Source organism: Maribacter luteus, assembly GCF_009674825.1.
Classification (GTDB): Bacteria; Bacteroidota; Bacteroidia; order Flavobacteriales; family Flavobacteriaceae; genus Maribacter_A; species Maribacter_A luteus.
The window spans coordinates 466,719-484,627 of the sequence record NZ_WKJH01000030.1; the positions used below are offsets into that span (position 1 = coordinate 466,719).

General features: G+C 37.7%; 14 protein-coding genes and 1 pseudogene. 2 read left to right on the plus strand and 13 right to left on the minus strand.

Going from position 1 to position 17,909, the window contains the following annotated elements:
- Positions 1-206 precede the first annotated feature (206 nt).
- Entirely contained in the window at positions 207-4,004 is a 3,798-nt protein-coding gene (locus tag GJ691_RS19205; RefSeq protein WP_154369951.1) for a beta-galactosidase small subunit-related protein, read from the plus strand.
- A gap of 53 nt (positions 4,005-4,057) precedes the next feature.
- Here the strand turns inward: GJ691_RS19205 and GJ691_RS19880 are convergent, their stop codons facing one another.
- The 7 genes and pseudogenes from GJ691_RS19880 to rfbB form a co-directional block, all read right to left on the minus strand.
- Entirely contained in the window at positions 4,058-4,522 is a 465-nt protein-coding gene (locus GJ691_RS19880) for a DMT family transporter (protein ID WP_343033514.1), read from the minus strand.
- A 33-nt stretch (positions 4,523-4,555) separates the two neighbouring features.
- A pseudogene (locus GJ691_RS19885) lies at positions 4,556-4,867 on the minus strand (EamA family transporter); the annotation flags it as partial.
- Positions 4,868-5,543: 676 nt separating this feature from the next.
- Positions 5,544-6,575, minus strand: a complete 1,032-nt coding sequence (gene galE / locus GJ691_RS19215; RefSeq protein WP_154369954.1) for a UDP-glucose 4-epimerase GalE — start codon at positions 6,573-6,575, stop codon at positions 5,544-5,546.
- 27 nt (positions 6,576-6,602) lie between these two features.
- Positions 6,603-7,460 (minus strand): dTDP-4-dehydrorhamnose reductase, encoded by an 858-nt coding sequence (rfbD, locus tag GJ691_RS19220; protein ID WP_154369957.1) that lies wholly within the window; start codon positions 7,458-7,460, stop codon positions 6,603-6,605.
- A 9-nt stretch (positions 7,461-7,469) separates the two neighbouring features.
- Positions 7,470-8,033 (minus strand): dTDP-4-dehydrorhamnose 3,5-epimerase, encoded by a 564-nt coding sequence (gene rfbC / locus GJ691_RS19225; protein ID WP_154369959.1) that lies wholly within the window; start codon positions 8,031-8,033, stop codon positions 7,470-7,472.
- A gap of 5 nt (positions 8,034-8,038) precedes the next feature.
- The gene (rfbA, locus tag GJ691_RS19230) at positions 8,039-8,899 is read right to left on the minus strand and encodes a glucose-1-phosphate thymidylyltransferase RfbA (protein ID WP_154369961.1); all 861 of its coding nucleotides are present in this window, start codon (positions 8,897-8,899) and stop codon (positions 8,039-8,041) included.
- A gap of 36 nt (positions 8,900-8,935) precedes the next feature.
- Positions 8,936-9,961: a dTDP-glucose 4,6-dehydratase gene (gene rfbB, locus GJ691_RS19235; protein WP_154369963.1), complete on the minus strand. Its 1,026-nt coding sequence runs from the start codon at positions 9,959-9,961 to the stop codon at positions 8,936-8,938.
- A gap of 243 nt (positions 9,962-10,204) precedes the next feature.
- On the opposite strand from rfbB, the gene GJ691_RS19240 reads away from it, so the two are divergent.
- On the plus strand, positions 10,205-11,314 hold the full coding sequence (locus GJ691_RS19240) for a hybrid sensor histidine kinase/response regulator (protein WP_154369965.1): 1,110 nt from the start codon (positions 10,205-10,207) through the stop codon (positions 11,312-11,314).
- Here the strand turns inward: GJ691_RS19240 and GJ691_RS19245 are convergent.
- From GJ691_RS19245 to GJ691_RS19270, 6 genes are read right to left on the minus strand one after another with little or no spacing between them, the layout of a single operon-like run.
- Positions 11,311-12,528 carry a glycosyltransferase family 2 protein gene (locus GJ691_RS19245; RefSeq protein ID WP_154369967.1) on the minus strand — a complete coding sequence of 406 codons (1,218 nt, stop codon included), beginning with the start codon at positions 12,526-12,528 and terminating at the stop codon, positions 11,311-11,313. The two genes, GJ691_RS19240 and GJ691_RS19245, sit on opposite strands and share 4 nt — an antisense overlap.
- 11 nt (positions 12,529-12,539) lie before the next feature.
- On the minus strand, positions 12,540-13,196 hold the full coding sequence (locus tag GJ691_RS19250) for an acyltransferase (RefSeq protein ID WP_246200229.1): 657 nt from the start codon (positions 13,194-13,196) through the stop codon (positions 12,540-12,542).
- Positions 13,180-14,385, minus strand: a complete 1,206-nt coding sequence (locus GJ691_RS19255) for a glycosyltransferase (RefSeq protein ID WP_154369969.1) — start codon at positions 14,383-14,385, stop codon at positions 13,180-13,182. Before GJ691_RS19255 ends, GJ691_RS19250 begins: the two co-directional genes overlap by 17 nt.
- Position 14,386: 1 nt before the next feature.
- Positions 14,387-15,544 carry a glycosyltransferase family 4 protein gene (locus GJ691_RS19260; RefSeq protein WP_154369971.1) on the minus strand — a complete coding sequence of 386 codons (1,158 nt, stop codon included), beginning with the start codon at positions 15,542-15,544 and terminating at the stop codon, positions 14,387-14,389.
- 12 nt (positions 15,545-15,556) lie between these two features.
- Complete coding sequence (locus GJ691_RS19265; RefSeq protein ID WP_218944470.1) at positions 15,557-16,771, minus strand: glycosyltransferase family 2 protein; 1,215 nt, start codon at positions 16,769-16,771, stop codon at positions 15,557-15,559.
- Between the two features lie 27 nt (positions 16,772-16,798).
- Positions 16,799-17,767, minus strand: a complete 969-nt coding sequence (locus GJ691_RS19270) for a UDP-glucuronic acid decarboxylase family protein (RefSeq protein ID WP_154369973.1) — start codon at positions 17,765-17,767, stop codon at positions 16,799-16,801.
- Between the last annotated feature and the right edge of the window lie 142 nt (positions 17,768-17,909).

Here is a 17,909-nt window from a genome sequence, read left to right on the forward strand (position 1 = left end):
TATCAAATTAAAGACAAAACTTCCACAAAACAAAGTATTATTGTCACTAAATGAGACAATAAAAAATAATCTTGTTTATTTTTTGATTTTCACTGCCCTTTTTATAGAATTATCAGTCATATTAAAACCTATAATCAAATCATTATTTTAACTTTACAGGACACCAGACCCTATTAAAACTTAATCCATACCAATCCCTTTAAGAAATGAACAAAACCATATCCATTTCCATCTTTCTTTTGTTTGTTGTTCCTGCAATGGTCATTTCCCAAGAGGTACTATTTTCTCCTAATGACTGGCAAGACCCTTCTATTTTCGAGAAAGGACAAACGGCACCCCACGCATTCCATGTTTCCTTTGACACAGAATCGGCAGCTTTAAAAAATGACCCATCGGAAAGTAAAAACTATCATTTACTCAATGGCGAATGGGATTTTAAATGGGTAGCCACAGTAGATAAAGTTCCCGAAGGTTTTTGGCTTCCAAGTTTCAATACCATTGAGTGGGATAAAATAAAGGTGCCGAGTAATTGGCAAATGGAAGGTTACGGACATGCAAAATTCAGAAATATCAGTTTGTCCTTTGAGAGCGACCCTCCCCATATACCTTCTTATTATAATCCCGTTGGCTGCTATCGTAAACCTTTTGATATTCCCGAAACTTGGGAAGGCAAGAATATAAAATTACGTTTTGAAGGTGTAAAATCGGCCTCCTATATCTGGATAAACGGAAAACGTGTTGGATATAACCAGGGTGGTTTTGAACCTGCAGAGTTCGATATTTCATCATTTGTTACAACCGGTAAGAACATTTTGGCCGTACAAGTCATTCGGTTTAGTGATGGTTCTTACTTGGAAAATCAAGATATGTGGCGCTTATCGGGGATTTTCAGGGATGTTAAACTATACGCCCAACCCAAAACCATGATTCGGGACCATTATGTGGTTACCGATTTGGACGGGGCATACGAAAACGCTACCCTAAGCCTATCAACAATTACTGGGAACCTAGAAGATACCGCAAAAAAAATACAACTTGAAATCGATGTCTTTGATGACAATAACAACTCCATCCTTGGAAGAAAGGCCAAATCAGGTCTCTTGAACGTGCATCCAAACGCATCGGAAAAAATAGATATTACCGTACAGGTTCAACATCCTAAAAAGTGGTCGGCAGAAATGCCGAATCGTTATACCCTTTTAGTGAATTTAAAAGATAACGACGGCAATCTGTTAGAATCCTTTTCTGAAAAAATTGGTTTCCGAGAAGTGGAGTATACAAACAATGTCTTAACGGTAAATGGTATACCGATCAAACTCAATGGCATAAACAGTCATATGCATCATCCAGAAAAAGGTCAGGCCGTGCCGATCGCCACCCTTAGAAAAGATCTTGAAATCATGAAACGGTTCAACCTGAATTGTGTAAGAACCTGCCACTACCCTCCCACCCCGGAGTATTTAGACCTTGCCGATGAATTGGGAATCTATGTGGTAGATGAAGTTGGCGATGAGGCCCATGCCAATATTCAGCAGTCCGAAAATCCAAAATGGACAGAGATGTACAAAGACCGAAGCAGGAAATTGGTGTATAGGGACAGAAACCATCCTTCAGTGATTATATGGAGTGCCGGTAATGAATCTGGGAGCGGGGAAAATATAAAGGCCGTAATTGAAACCGGAAAAGAAATAGACCCAAGTAGACCTGCATGGATGTACGGAGGGAACACCTTCTATATCCCTTTTGAGGATATTGTCGGGCCTCGATATTATATCCCCTTAGGTTTACGCCATGTCGTAAAAGGTGATATGTTGCCCAAAGATGACGACCGCTCTTCTTTTATGGATGAATACTTGGCGCCAACAGGAAATAGCTTGGGTGGATTAGATGAATATTGGAAAGTAATACGACGTTCCCCGAAATCAATGGGCGGTGCCATTTGGGATTTTGTTAGCCCAGGTATCAACACTCCTCGCTGGACATTACCAGATAAATCACCCAAAAAGAATGACGGACAAATTATGGGAAGACCTTCTTTTGTTGAAGGAAAACATGGCAGAGGTCTACAGTTCTCAGGACATGATGATTGGGTGGAGTTTTATCGAGACCCATCTCTTGATATTACCGGTAAGGCCCTTGCCATAGGTTTCTGGGTTAAGCCTTCGAAAATTCCACAAACCAATGTGTTCTTGAGTAAAGGAATTGAGCAATATGGCATACAAATGCGAGATTCAGAAACCTTGGAATTTTATGTGAATTCAAAAAATGCAACTAATTACTTGATCAATGATAGGGTTTCGGCCAAAGTAAAGGTAGGACCTGATTTTTATGATAAATGGCACCATATAGCTGGGATATATGATGGCCAATATTTGAAATTATATGTAGATGAAAAAGTTGTATCGCAAACGCAATTTTCAAGAAACATATCCACCACAGCTTTTCCACTAGGTATAGGAAGGGAAGCAGAAAAACAGGATCAAGGGGAATATAGTGGACGCATGTCTAGCATGATCATTGATGATGTTCGGATCTTTGACCACCCAGTTTCCTTATTACAGTTACAAAATAACATACAGGATGCCGTTTTGGCATTGGATTTTGATACTGATACAAAAGGTGAGGACTTTTATGCTGTTGGATTGGGGGGAAGAAGCTATGGGGTAATTTGGCCAGATCGCACCGTACAACCTGAAATTCATCAAATAAAAAAATCTGGTCAACCTATTAGCCTCGAGCTGATTGACGCTTTAACATATAAGGTTAAAATAACCAATTACCATCATTTTAAAAACCTCAACCAATTGAATGGTTATTGGTCCCTATTGGAAGATGGTAAAGAAATTGAAAACGGAAGCCTTTCCTTAGACCTAGCTGCCCAAAAATCAAGCGAAATCAATATTCCATGTAAAACGAAATCGGGCCAAGGAGAGCTTATTTTAACCATAGGATTCACTTTGAAGGAAAATGAAAGTTGGGCGAACAACAGCCATGAAGTTGCCTGGGAACAATTCATTTTGAAAAAGGCCAATACACCGGAACCGGTAATATCGGTTTCAGAAAAAATAAAAATTAATGAAAGTAGTACGGAAATAGAGATCTACAACAAGGATTTCACTTATATATTCAATAAGGAAAATGGCAAATGGACGTCCTTTTTGTTTAAAGGCTCCGAGTATTTGGAAAATGGTCCGGATTTTAAGGTTTGGCGCGCTCCGTTGGCAAATGACGTTGATCCTTGGGGAGCTTATAAATATCCTAGCAAGAACATGACCCCTGGTTATGGTAGATCCATAGATAATCAGTTGCGTACTCTAGGGCTGCGCGATTTGCATAACCTAGTTGATTCTATTGACATTACAAAAAGTCCTAAAGAAGTTAGGGTGAAAGTGAAGATTTGGTCTGCATCATCCTTAGACCCTTATACTTCGATAAAACAAAGCAACGACGTTTCTGCTTTTGAGCGAGATGAAACCTGGACAATATACCCTGACGGAACCTTGGAACTGGATCAAGAAATAACCCCTCATGGCCCCATGCCGGATATTCTCCCAAAAGAAGGGTTACAGTTTCAATTACCAAAGAGCTTTAATCAAGTTTCTTGGTACGGAAGAGGGCCTTTTGAAACCTATCCCGATAGAAAGACCGGGGCTAAATTCGGAGTGTATGATTCAAATGCCAATGAAATGTACGTGCCATATATCTTGCCTCAGGATTATGGCAACCGTACCGATGTTAGGTGGTTGAAAGTTAGTGACGAAAAAGGAAATGGATTATTGATTTCGGGTGATCTACCACTGAATTTCAGTTTACACAAATATGACACCGATAACCTCTCTCGTGCCGTTTACACCTATCAACTAAAAGAATCATCAAATATCATATTGAATATTGACCATAAAGTTTCAGGGGTCGGTGGCACTGCTATAAGACAGTTACAAACCTATCGTGAAAAAGCGACAAGCGGTCATTATAAACTAAAAATAAAACCATTTACTAAATAGTAGATTTATTAAAGCGTTATAATTTTATGTCCGTTTATCCCAGTAAACAATGTTCAATCCTTGCTTACAAAAACATTGGCTACAAGTGCCCCAACAATCATAAGAATACCCAAGAGACTCCATATAGTATATACATCTCCAAACCATAAAACACCTACGGTTAGGGTAAAAATTACTTCAATATATTTTAATGGCGCCACTAAATTGGTTTTGGCAACTTGAAATGCCTTGGTCATAAATATCTGACCGAAAAAACCAAATATCCCTAAACTTAAAAACAACAACCAATCGTTACCTTCAGGATTTTTCCAATTGAATAAACTCAGAACACCCCCGATAACCGTTCCTACGAACATAAAATAATTCACGATTACAATTGGTTTATCGCTTTTTCCTATCCTACGAATGGCAACATAAACCAAACCACTGAAAACCGAAGCAGCCAATATTAAAACAAGTCCTGTATTATCAATAGCGCCATCAAATCCTTTCAAAACAAGAACGCCTAAAAAGGCCATGAAAAATAGGGGCCATTGTAGTGGCTTAAGTTTTTCCTTCAACAATATTAGGGCAAAAAAAGTAGCGAATATGGGAGATAAATACCGAAGGGAAACGGCCGTTCCCACTGATAGATACTTTAATGACATAAAGAAAAGACTCATGGCTGTCAATCCTATAATGGACCTTAGTAACATTAATGATCTTTTATTACCCCAAATATCAATGCCTTTCCATAATATAAAAGTAGTTCCCAGAACAAAAGACCCCAAGGATCTGAAAAAAACAATCTCAAAAGTCGGGAAGCCAGACAGATATTTTACCACCGAATTCATTAAAGTGAATGAAAAGGTGCTGATAATCATATAAAGGATAGCTTTTTTCACAGTTTAGTTTTGAACGATATAAGCCCAGTTCCTTTTATTTCAAATAGGGAAAAATAAAGGACGAGAATAGAAAATAAGCTTCAAAATTACTGCAAATTCCCCACTTGTATGATAATTACCCGAGATTTCGGAATTATAACATAATCACGTTATTACATCCACTATCCTTTAAAAAAGGCACATGATATTTGGTAAAAAGCCAATACTTTTCCTAGTTACATCTTAAAATAGCCTACTTTCAATAATCGAATGAAAATGAAAACCTCTCTTTTAACCTTCAATTACATATAATTTATCTCTTCAAATTTGATTTTAAAACAAACAGAAAGACCAGCTCCACAGGAACTGGTCTTTATCAGTAAGATTTGGGGAAACTACTTCTGATAGATTATTGCATAAGGGTACTCATGGTAATTTCATGGTGTGAAATTTCAATATCGCAAATAAGATGTATTTCATTTGTACCAATGGGTTGCACAAACCCTTTCTCTTGTATATGTATTTTATCATCAACCATAATGTTTCATTGAATATTTGATTCAAAAGTAGAACATTGGGTTGGGGAATAATCGCAAACAACTTTGAATGGATTCCTTCTTTCGGCGGATGACCAATAACTAAGGATGAATGCTTTTGAATTTTCATTTATCTTAAACTATGAGATTTTGACGGACTTACGTACTTTCTGTTCCCAATCCCACGCAGACTTCATAGCTTGGTCCAGTGTAGACTCCGCCTTCCAACCTAAAATATCATTAGCTTTTTTGGTACTCGCATAAGCGGTGATGACATCACCCGGTCTACGGTCAACGAGCTTATAATTTAATTTCTTATCCGAAATGCGTTCAAAACTATGGATAACCTCCAGAACGGAACTTCCCTTTCCTGTCCCCAAATTGAACACTTCATAATTAGCATTATTTTCTTGCTTTAGTAATCGCTTTAAGGCCACAACATGTGCCATTGCCAAGTCAACAACATGAATGTAGTCACGCACACAAGTACCATCCTCTGTAGGGTAATCATCACCGAAAACGGATAAACATTCGCGTAGTCCAACTCCTGTTTGGGTAATAAAAGGCACTAAATTCTGTGGAACGCCAATCGGTAATTCACCGATTTCCGCAGAAGGATGGGCGCCCATTGGATTGAAATACCTTAGGGCAATGGCATTGAACCCTTCTTTCACATTGCACGTATCACGTAATATTTCCTCCCCGATCTGTTTAGTATTACCATATGGCGATTCGGCCGGTTTTACGGGTGCATTTTCGGTTATTGGCATTTCATCTGCCTGGCCATAAACGGTGCAGGAAGAACTGAAAATAAAATTAGCCCGGTTTTTATCCTGCAAATGCTGTAAAAGATAAACCAAGGAGCAAATATTGTTTTCATAATAAGCCAAGGGTTTTGCCACACTTTCACCTACCGCCTTATAAGCCGCAAAATGAATTACCCCTTCAATGTCAGTATACTTTTTGAAAAAACCATTAACACTTGATTTATCCCGTAAATCGATATTTTCGAATATGGCTTCTTTTCCAGTTATCTTTTTTATTCCTTGCAGTACATCTTCCGAGGAGTTACTTAGATCATCAATGATCACTACCTCAAACCCTTCATTTTGCAAGGCAACAACGGTATGGGAACCTATGAAACCCAATCCACCTGTGACTAATATTTTCATTTTATTGTTTTATGGTTGTTTATTTGGTTATTCAAGCGTATTGCAAGCTTTTTTTAAGCTATCCCTCCAATAAGGGATTTCTATTTTTAGTAACTTTTTGATTTTGCCTTTATCCAGGACACTAAAAGACGGTCTTTTAGCCGGAAGTGGATATGCATCAGTTCGTATAGGTAATAGTTGAACGTCAACCTTATTTATGTCAAAAATGGCCTTAGCAAAATCGTACCAACTCGCCACTCCCTCATTACTGTAATGATATATACCATAAGTATCTACCCTACTCCGTAATATCGAAAATATAACTTCTGCGAGGTCAATGGCATTAGTAGGCGTGCCCACTTGGTCATATACCACGGAAAGACTATCCCTTTCCCTACCGTATTTTAGCATTGATTTCAAAAAATTGGAACCATGACCAGAATAAAGCCAAGAAGTACGAATGATAAAATACTTATCGCATACAGATTCTATAGCCTGTTCTCCTTTTAATTTTGACCTACCATATTCCCCTAGGGCATTTGTTGAATCTTTTTCTGAATAAGGTACACTTTGCATACCGTCAAAGACAAAATCAGTAGAAATATGAATCAAAACGATATTATTTTGATTACAGACTTCTGCTAAGTTTTTAGGACCTATTTGGTTGACTAGATTTGCATTTTCAATATCTTTTTCCGCTCCGTCTACATTGGTATAAGCAGCGGTATTGATACAATAGTGGTAATCTTCTTCTTGGAACGCTTCATAAACAGCATCCCTATCCGTAATATCCAACTCTTTTGAAGATCTATAAACTAAATTGATTGAATCCTTATGATTTACTGAAACCTCTTTAATACAGTTCGCTAATTGTCCATTACCGCCCGTAACCAATACTCGTAGCATATAATCGCTTTATGATTTAAGAAGAAGGCCTTCTGTGAATTCCTTATAAGTAGGTAATACTGAATCTTTTTCAGATATAATCAATTTACTCTCTGGAATTTGCCAGTCTATATTAAAAAATGGATCATTATAGAGCAATCCACCTTCGGATTCCTTGTTATAATAATTATCGCATTTGTATGAGAATATTGCTGTATCACTTAGAGTGACAAAACCATGGGCACAGCCTCGAGGTACAAAAATTTGGACATTGTTTTCATCGGATAATTCCATGGAAAACACATTGCCAAAAGTAGATGAATCCCGTCTTAAATCAACGACAACATCGAGCACTTTTCCTTGCGGAACACGTACTAATTTTGCTTGGGCGTTTTCTCCTTTTTGAAAATGGAGACCACGCAAAACGCCACGAGTGGACAGTGATTGATTATCTTGCACAAAGTTCACATCTTTCCCAGTTGCTTTAACGAACTTATCATGATTATAGCTTTCGAAAAAATACCCACGTTCATCCTTAAAAACCCTTGGGGTAATTGTGTAACAATCTATTATATTTGTTTTATTTATTTGCATTGGTTCTAATTTAAAGAATCTATCAAGGTCTTGCTATAACCACTTTTGACCAAAGGTAAGGTGAGTTTTTTATATTGTTGTTTTGTTATAAATCCCATTTTAAATGCAGCAGCCTCTATGGATCCGACTTTAAGCCCTTGTCTTTCCTCTATAACCTGAACGAATTGTGCTGCCTGCATCAAGGAATTGAATGTTCCTGTATCTAACCAAGCCGTACCTCTATCCAAAATACTTACTTGTAATTTCCCCTGTCTAAGGTATTCTTTGTTCACATCGGTGATTTCCAATTCCCCACGCGCACTTGGTTTTATGTTCTTTGCTATTTCCACAACGTTATTGTCATAAAAATATATGCCAGGTACTGCATAACTAGATTTAGGTTTTTCAGGTTTTTCCTCTATGGATATAGCTTTATTATCTTTATCAAACTCGACCACACCATATCTTTCTGGATCATTTACATGATATGCATAGATAATACCTCCATCAGGGTCATTATTCGATTGTAAAAGTTTCTCCAATCCCGTTCCATAAAATATATTGTCACCAAGTATTAAGGCAACCTTATCTTTTCCTATGAATTTCTCTCCAATGATAAAAGCTTCTGCCAAACCGTTCGGTTCGGATTGCACGGCATATTCAAATTTACATCCGTATTTGCTTCCATCTCCCAAAAGTTTTTTGAACATTGGAAGGTCATAAGGTGTAGAAATAATCAATATATCCCATATACCGGATTCAATCAATGTACTGAGTGGATAATATATCATCGGTTTGTCATAAACCGGCATCAATTGCTTGCTTACTGCCAAGGTACATGGATGCAATCTGGTTCCTGACCCCCCTGCTAGAATTATTCCTTTCATATCATTTTTTTTAGATTATATAATTGTAGGTCAGACCTATTGAATTTTTGTGGTGTACTTTTCGAGATACCACTGAATAGTTTTTTCTATACCCGATTCAAAATTTTCATCGGCTTTCCACCCAAGCTTATCTTCTATTTTAGAAGCATCGATGGCGTATCTAAAATCATGTCCTGCACGATCTTCGACATAAGTTATTAAATCAAGATAACTTTTCCCGTTTTTACGGGGTTCTTTTTTATCCAACAATTCACAAATGGTTGTTGCGATATAAAGATTGGTTCGTTCGTTCCTTCCTCCTATATTATAGGTTTCGCCTGAAATTCCTTTTTCATATGCCAGGGAGATACCCTTACAATGATCTAATACATAAAGCCAATCGCGAATATTTTGACCATCACCATAAATAGGAATTGCTTCCTCGGAAATTGCTTTTCGAATGATAGTCGGGATTAATTTCTCGTCATGCTGTTTTGGACCATAATTATTTGAACAATTGGTTGTTACAATATTCATTCCAAAGGTATGATGATAACTTCGTACAATAAAATCAGATGAAGCTTTTGAGGCACTATATGGACTATTTGGTGCATAGGGAGTAGTTTCTTTAAAAAGGCCTTCTTTACCCAATGTACCATATACTTCGTCTGTAGAAACATGATGAAAACGACAATTCCCATAATCTTCTTTATATACACCCGGCGCGGTCATCCAATGATTTTTAGCCACATCTATTAAATTAAATGTACCTAAGATATTGGTCTGCATAAACGCATCAGGACGTTTTATTGAGTTATCTACATGGGACTCCGCGGCAAAATGTATTACTCCTTTAAAATCATAATCTACGAACAATTGTTCTAACAGACTACGATTACAAATATCCCCTTCTACAAAAAAATAACGCTCATGATTTTCGATTTCCTGCAGATTAGATACATCACCAGCATAGGTAAGTGCGTCAATATTCACAATTTTCAGGTTTGGGTATTCTTCAAGAAAATATGGAATGAAATTAGACCCGATAAAACCGGCACCTCCAGTGATTAATATATGCTCCATTTATTTTTAGTTAAGTATTTTATTTTTTTGTAAATATAATCCTACATTTAAATAAATTTAAAAGATTGTTGTGAAATACGTTTTTAGTGTGGTCGAAGAACAATAAGTGACGATGAATCAATTGATAAAATTAATGATATTGCCTTTTTAATTGATTGAAAAAATAGACATTAACCTATTTTCATATTATTTTTCCTACTTTTAACACTTCTTAATGCCAACCCCTGTTCAATACTTTTTTAAATGAAAAAACCCTTAATCGCTGCAGTTGATGATGAAATAATGAACATAGAATTAATTGGGTTTATTATCAGATCCATTGATTATGATTATTTCGGTATTCAAAATAGTCGCCTAGTTATTTCTGAATTTCTTAAAAAAACCCCGGACTTAATTTTGTTAGACGTCCAAATGCCACATTTCACAGGTTTTGAAATTTGTGAACAATTAAAGTCCAATGAGCAATTAAAAGATATACCCATCATATTTCTTACCGGTATGAACAGTACGGAAAACAAAGTTACCGGTTTTGAACTTGGCGGTGTGGATTACGTAACCAAACCATTTAACAAGCAAGAATTAATTGCCCGTATTCGAACACATGTTAGCCTGGTAAAGGCCAAACAAAAAATAGAACTACAATCAAAAAAACTTGAACAGGACCTTGTTATCAAGAATCGACTTTTTTCAATTATCGGCCATGACTTACGATCTCCCTTAAGTGCCATAAAAATGCAATTGGATTTTATCTTACGTGGTATAATTGATCCTTCAGATGATAAATTCGTTGATTCAACAGTTCATAGCCTCGCCAACACAACAGATGAGGCTTTTAACCTGCTGGACAATCTGTTAAATTGGGCAAAGTCCGAAAGTGGTGTCTTAAGTATAATCGATGAAAAAATAAACCTAAAGGAAATTGTTGAACAAAATGAGCGATTGTTAAAAATGGCCTTGGATGACAAACAGATTACATTTAATATCGAAGTACCTGAAGACGCTTTTATTATGGCCGATTTGAATATGCTCAAGACCATTCTAAGAAACTTGTTATCAAATGCCCTGAAGTTCACCCCAAAAAAAGGCACGATTACAATTGCAGCAACTCCGAATAAGTCAAAATGGTCTATCTCCGTTACTGATAGTGGAACAGGAATGTCTCCTGAAGAGCTCGAAAAAGTAATGGACAAGAATGCCCATTTTTCAAAAGTAGGGACCGAACAGGAAGCCGGAACCGGACTAGGGTTGATTCTATGCCAAGATTTTATAAAAAAAAACGGAGGAGAACTAATGGTCGAAAGTACATTGGGAGAAGGCAGTAGTTTTTCATTCGAAATGCCAGCCGCCAATTAAGAATCTTGCACAGCTATTTTTTCTGTTTTGCCACGTTGCGCCCGTTCCCAATTCACTGTTTGGTTTCCTTTTAGATACCTCCCAAACCCCAAGTATACCGACAGGTTCATGATAAAAAAGTAATAAGGGATGAAAAGTGCTTTCAGCCTTATTTTACGATGTTCTAAGAACCAGCCTAACAAGGCGGCGGCATAAAAAGCAATTTGTCCCCAAAATAGAAAACTATACATTCCGAAACTCAATAATCCTTCGCTTTTTGCCAGAAGATAGTTCATGGGTAGAATCAATAATAACAATAAGGGAGTCAATGTCCATCGTAAGACCCTATGCGATATATACTGAAAAGAAAGGATCCCATATTTGAAGACATTCAATAAGGAACGTAGACGTACTACAGATTGTATTCCACCTGCGGATATACGTATTTTACGTTTCAACTCTTCCTTAACATTGGCCGAAGCCGTTTCAATAGCAAAAGCATTCGGATTATATTGAATGGTATATCCCGACATGGCCACTCTTAGCGAAATCATAAAATCGTCTAATAATGTATCTTTTTCAACTTCTTGCCACAGTTCGGTTCTAATAGCGAACAGTTCACCAGCGGCACCAACTACTGAATATAGTTCGGCATCCCATTTTTTTAATTGGGATTCATATTTCCAATACATACCCTCGCCTGCTCCAGAAGCACTATCGGCATCGCTTCCATAGATACGTTTCTCACCGGAAACACAACCTACTTTGGGGTTTCTGAATAACCTTACGATTTCTTTAATAGACTCTTTTCCAAGATCTGTATTTCCATCGGAAAAAATCACAATAGGGGTTTTTACATGCTTCATTCCCCTGTTCATTGCCGCAATCTTACCAGCCCGTTCAGGCTGATGCAAAACCTTTATATCATCATAATTCTTTAATATTTCGGGAGTACCGTCGTCGGAACCATCCGTTACCCATAATTGGGTAACCTTATCTTGCGGATATTCTAGATTTCTCGAATTTTGAATCTTTCTGTCCAAATAATCCTTTTCATTATAAGCAGCAACAAAAAGGGTTACCTCTGGTTCGTAATCGGTATTCCCAGTAAATTCTTTTGACAAACCTAGGATTCGTCTAATCTTAATAATCAAGAACAATACGATTCCATATCCCAGATATGAATAAAAAATGATGAAAAGAGAAACCCAGAACAAATATTTCAATACTTCCATATATTTATTGTTTAGACCAAGGCCGGCTTATTATTCTTTACTTTTTCCCATACCCCTGAATGGCCATTATATTGTTTAACCACTCTTGCCGGGTTTCCTACCGCTACTGAATAATCAGGTATATCTTTAGTAACTACACTACCACCTGCTATGACACAATGCCTACCAATGGTGACCCCGGCGACAACAACTGTATTTGCACCGATCCAGGTAGCTTCTCCTACTGTAATCATTTTAGTTGTAACTCCTTGGGCGTGAATAGGCTGTGAAATATCCTCGTAATTATGGTTTAAGCCAGACAAAACAACGTTCTGTGCCAATCGTACATCATCTTTAATCGTTACCGGACCAATAAGTGTATTCCCCAACCCTATACGGACTTGATTACCGATAAACACACCTCCTACCCCATTGTTTATGGTGGAAAAATCCTCGATTGTAGATTGATTTCCCAATTCGAAAGGATTCCATGGCAACACATCCATACGTGTTCTTTTTCGAATGGAAGAGCCCTTGCCTTTTTTATGGTAGAACGGATTTACGAACCAACTGACCCAACGTCTTGGCCTAGCTTGGTTTTTAGGCACCAACAACCAATGAACGAACTTTTTCAGATTGGAATTACCTTTTATTTTATCCTTAAATCCCATTTCAAGACTGTATTTCATTAATTTCCTTGAGGGCATTCGCTATAGCGATCACATTGTTTTCCCAAGTATGACTATTTGCGAAAGCAATTCGTTGTTGCTCTAATTCTTCTGAGTTCTCTTCAAGTGATTTCTTTATGAGCTGAACATACTCATCCTTGGTAGACCCTAAGTAAACATGGTCGGAAAACATCTCCATAGCCTTTGTAGCAGTCGCTATTGTGGGTTTTCCCATGGCTAAATACTCATCGATTTTCCTTGGATAATTTCCAATGGTCCAATCATTGACTATTTGGGGGTTCATGGCGACATCAAATCCTTTTACATAAGCCGGTAGATCGCATTCATCCTTGCTCCCGAAAAAATGTACGTTCTCCATTTGATGCAGTTCCGAATTCTTAAAATCCTTATCCTCCGGACCTACTAGAACAATACTCCATTCATTGTGATATTTGCCAATGTACTCCAACAACTCAATATCCAACCTCATACTGGTCAGATAACCTACATAACCTATGATGGGTTTCTTTATACCTTCGAATTCTAAAGGAATCGCTATGGTATCATCCGCATCGTTAAAAAGGGAAACATCGCACCCTTGACCGATCATAAAACTATTCGGATTATATTTTTTCCCGTATTCTTCGTACAGCGTGGAATTATTGACCACAATATCCGCCTCTTTAATGGTTTGGGGTTCTATACGTTCCCCATGTTTCGCCCAATAGGGAACTTTGACCAAATAATCACGCATGTAGTATACATATTGGGCCGGTTTTAGCAATGATTTGATGTGAAGCCCCAAGAACATTGAACTGTCATTGAAAAGTATAATATCCTTAAACCCTAATTTATCAATAGCCTCTTGAATATCTTTGGCAAATTTTACACTGTTTCTTTTATTCAGTAGTTTGAACAAAGTGTGTGATGGAATCCAGTTTATGGACTCGGTCAAGGATTTAGGATAAAGATTCCAGAAATCGGTATCGATCTCTTCCAATGCATCCTGTTCCCCATTTTTTATAGCAATTCGCTTCTGGACCTTTTCCTTGTCGGCATCGCGTTTTAACGTGGCCCTATCTAAAGGTGGATTCACATATAACACGCGATTATTTTTAGCAAACTCCAACGCAATGTTCTTACAATTGCTACCGATTTCTATATCCCAGGCCTGTATGCCGAAAACAACGATATCCCTATTCTTTATCATCTCAGCTCCTTTTTAATTCTAGGTAAACCTCTTGGTACAAGGTCAATACGTTTTCCGACATGGCTTTCCATGAAAAGTTCTTTGCCCTTAGTATGCCCTTTTCCGCTAACAATTTTGCTAATTGTTTATCATCTACCAAAGTCTCTATGGCAGCTGTGATTTCTTGTGGGTTATGGGGATCTATGATCAAAGCCGCTTCTTTGCCCGCAACTTCCGGCATAGAAGATGTATTCGATGTAATAACGGGCACTCCGCATGCCATACCCTCCAAAATGGGAATTCCGAAACTCTCCCGTAATGACGGATATAAAAATATCTCACATTGACTAATGATTGCCGGAAGTTCGGTATTGGGTACATACCCCAATAAATGAATTTGCTCCCTTATTTCGGGCATGCCTATAGATTGCAACAGTTTTTGCAGTTCCTGCTCGTCATAATCCAACATAACCAATGTATATTCCTTATTAGAACGTCTGTTGAAATGCCCGAAAGCCTCTAACACCCCTTTGGTATTTTTTTTAGGGTCGGTATTGCCAAGAAAAAAGAAGAACTTTTCAGGTAGCCCATATTTATCTTTGATCTCTTTTAATACCGATTCATCGGTTATATGCTTAAAATGTTGCCCAACCCCATTATAAATGGCTGTTAGGCGATTATCATTGAAATTGAAATATTTATTGATCCGGTCCTTTTCGTAATTGGATACCGTGATTACCTTTTTACTTTTCTTAATAACACCCGGCACGAACCATCTTCGGTACATATTACCAAGTTTCTGGTACCATGTGCCTTCCTTTTTGAAAATACTGATACTTTCCAAGTAGATTATATCATGTAATGTCGTTATAAGAGGTACTGAAGAGAACAATGGCCCGGTATTACTGGTACAATGCAATACATCACAGCCTTCTTCCTTAGCGGCTCTCGGTAAAGCAAATTGCTCCCACCCGGGATAGCCGAATTTGGATTCCAACTCAACAATTTTAAAATTAGGCGCTGAAGGTATACACGTATTGTCCTCATCTGGTTTTACGAAAATCACATATTCATTTACGGTATCTATTTTTTGGAGGTTCTTGATAAGCTCCAAAGCCACCATGTCCATTCCATGCTTTTTCTTTCGATATAGGCGTTGCCCCTCTATTCCTATTTTCATAGCATCACGTTGTTATGAATTAATGGTACCGTGTTCGGTATGAATGAATTTTTTATTCGCCCCTTTTAATTTGAAGAGGGAAAGAAACATAAGCCCGAAAGCCTTAGGCAAAGTCAATATAGCTTTAAGAGTATCTATAGAATAAAATTTCTTGGGAATGGCCATAAGGAAGGCGAAAACCACTACCAAGAATGTGAAAAACCAAAACTGATAAGGTATTCCCATGAACCCTGAAATAACTGGAAACAAAAAATGAATTCCGGCATAGAATAGAGTGATAAGTGTAACTACTCCGGCCAATAAAACCCTTGGCGGCGCAATCATTTGATAAACCTTATCAAAGAAATCGATATTGCCCCTTAAGAATAGTTCTTTGATTCCGGAACCTACAAATCTTCTGAAATAAATGAATTGAGCGGATAACCAACGTTTCCTTTGATTGGCGAAAACAGCCGCTTTTTGTACTTTTTCATCATAGACGATTGCATGGTGCAAGTATTCTATTTTTTCACCGCTGCGTAAAAGTTTAAGTTCCAATTCCTTATCAAAACCGCCAACAGCTTCCACTTGTGCCATTGTTCGCTTAAAAAAAGAATATTCAAAACCCATTCCCGAACCTATTAAGGCCGATGATAGTCTTAGTGCACGATGCCCTTTTCTGAAAATATGATTATTGACCTCCTCACTTATAGCATCTAAAATAGCAAAAGAGGTATTCGTGTTTTTCGCTACACGATGCCCTTGAACCACTTTGAATCCGTTTTCAAAAGCATGATCCATTTTTTCAATAAAACCATGCTCCATGATATTGTCCGCATCAAGGACCAGAGCCACATCATACCCATCACCTATGGTTTTCATTGCCTTGTTCAAAGCTTTGGATTTGGTACTCACCTCAAAATCTACCTCAACCAATGTTATCGGCATTTTTTCCAGTTCCGATAAGGTTTCGGGCTTAAAGGAATCTGCAATGACCACCACATCAAATAAAGATTGAGGATAACTTTGGTCCAACGCCTGCTTCGCTACATCCAGAATTACGGCATCTTCTTTATAACCCGGAATAAGAACAGCATATTTTCTTGTATACTTAAGTACTTTGACCATAGTTGTCTTCTTTCTAAAAAGACCTGCCAAGGAAAACAAAAAAATATACAAAGCTCCGATACCCAAATAAAGGGCCAAAAGCCATTCGATGGTAGAAATAAGAAGTTTTACATAATCCATTGAAAAAGTGTTGAGGCGTTTTGTTATTTAATTATTGACCTTAATTGTGGTCGCTTTTTCCTTTAATAGTTCATCAAAATAAACAATGGTATCTACCAAACCGGAACGCAAGGAAACCTTTGGTTCCCAACCTTTCAATTTTTCCTTGGCCAAGGTAATGTCGGGTTTGCGCTGTGTGGGGTCATCCGATGGCAATGGCATGTGGATAATCTTCGATTTACTATCTGTCAACTCTATGATATTCTGCGCCAATTCCAACATGGTGAACTCAACAGGATTACCGATGTTTACGGGCCCGATGAAATCATCTTCGGTATCCATCATTTTGATCATACCATCAACCAAATCGCTAACGTATTGAAAACTTCGTGTTTGCGTACCGTCGCCAAAGATGGTTATATCTTGACCCTGAAGGGCTTGTACTATAAAATTGGAAACCACACGACCATCGTCCGGCTCCATTTTAGGTCCGTATGTGTTGAATATCCTTATGATTTTCACAAGAACGTCGTTGGAATCGTGGTAATTCACAAAAAGGGATTCCGCACATCTTTTTCCTTCATCATAACAAGAACGTGTTCCTATCGGATTTACATGTCCCCAATAATGTTCTGGCTGCGGATGCATTTCCGGATCACCATAAACCTCACTTGTAGAGGCCTGCAGTATTTTGGCTCCTGTTCGTTTGGCCAATCCCAACATGTTAATGGCCCCCATGACAGAAGTTTTGATCGTTTTAATCGGGTTATGCTGATAATGTACCGGTGAAGCCGGACAGGCAAGATTGTATATCTCATCGACTTCAATGAAATAAGGCATTGTAATATCATGTCGCACCAATTCAAAATAATGGTTATCCATTAAGTGGGAAATCTTGCTTTTACGCCCTGTAAAGTAATTATCGAGGCAAATAACCTCATTGCCTTCATTTAAAAGACGTTCACACAAATGTGAGCCTACAAAGCCAGCGCCGCCTGTTACCAATATTCGTTTCATAATTTTCTTTTTATCTAAGTCGAGACAGGTTACCTCTATAACTGTTATTCCTAAAAATTCAAACTACCTTAAATGAACCTGTTCCTTGTAAAGCAATCTTCAAGTTCAAATTATTATTTCATCTAATTTTGTAAATATATTC

Excerpts from the sequence above, each read along its gene's own strand:
- GJ691_RS19240 (WP_154369965.1), top strand. The coding sequence starts at position 10,205 with ATGAAAAAACCCTTAATCGCTGCAGTTGATGATGAAATAATGAACATA.
- rfbD (WP_154369957.1), bottom strand. The coding sequence starts at position 7,460 with ATGCTACGAGTATTGGTTACGGGCGGTAATGGACAATTAGCGAACTGT.
- GJ691_RS19260 (WP_154369971.1), bottom strand. The coding sequence starts at position 15,544 with ATGAAAATAGGAATAGAGGGGCAACGCCTATATCGAAAGAAAAAGCAT.
- GJ691_RS19245 (WP_154369967.1), bottom strand. The coding sequence starts at position 12,528 with ATGGAAGTATTGAAATATTTGTTCTGGGTTTCTCTTTTCATCATTTTT.
- galE (WP_154369954.1), bottom strand. The coding sequence starts at position 6,575 with ATGAAAATATTAGTCACAGGTGGATTGGGTTTCATAGGTTCCCATACC.
- rfbB (WP_154369963.1), bottom strand. The coding sequence starts at position 9,961 with ATGGAGCATATATTAATCACTGGAGGTGCCGGTTTTATCGGGTCTAAT.
- GJ691_RS19880 (WP_343033514.1), bottom strand. The coding sequence starts at position 4,522 with ATGGCCTTTTTAGGCGTTCTTGTTTTGAAAGGATTTGATGGCGCTATT.
- rfbA (WP_154369961.1), bottom strand. The coding sequence starts at position 8,899 with ATGAAAGGAATAATTCTAGCAGGGGGGTCAGGAACCAGATTGCATCCA.
- GJ691_RS19265 (WP_218944470.1), bottom strand. The coding sequence starts at position 16,771 with ATGGATTATGTAAAACTTCTTATTTCTACCATCGAATGGCTTTTGGCC.
- GJ691_RS19205 (WP_154369951.1), top strand. The coding sequence starts at position 207 with ATGAACAAAACCATATCCATTTCCATCTTTCTTTTGTTTGTTGTTCCT.
- GJ691_RS19270 (WP_154369973.1), bottom strand. The coding sequence starts at position 17,767 with ATGAAACGAATATTGGTAACAGGCGGCGCTGGCTTTGTAGGCTCACAT.
- GJ691_RS19255 (WP_154369969.1), bottom strand. The coding sequence starts at position 14,385 with ATGATAAAGAATAGGGATATCGTTGTTTTCGGCATACAGGCCTGGGAT.
- rfbC (WP_154369959.1), bottom strand. The coding sequence starts at position 8,033 with ATGCAAATAAATAAAACAAATATAATAGATTGTTACACAATTACCCCA.
- GJ691_RS19250 (WP_246200229.1), bottom strand. The coding sequence starts at position 13,196 with ATGAAATACAGTCTTGAAATGGGATTTAAGGATAAAATAAAAGGTAAT.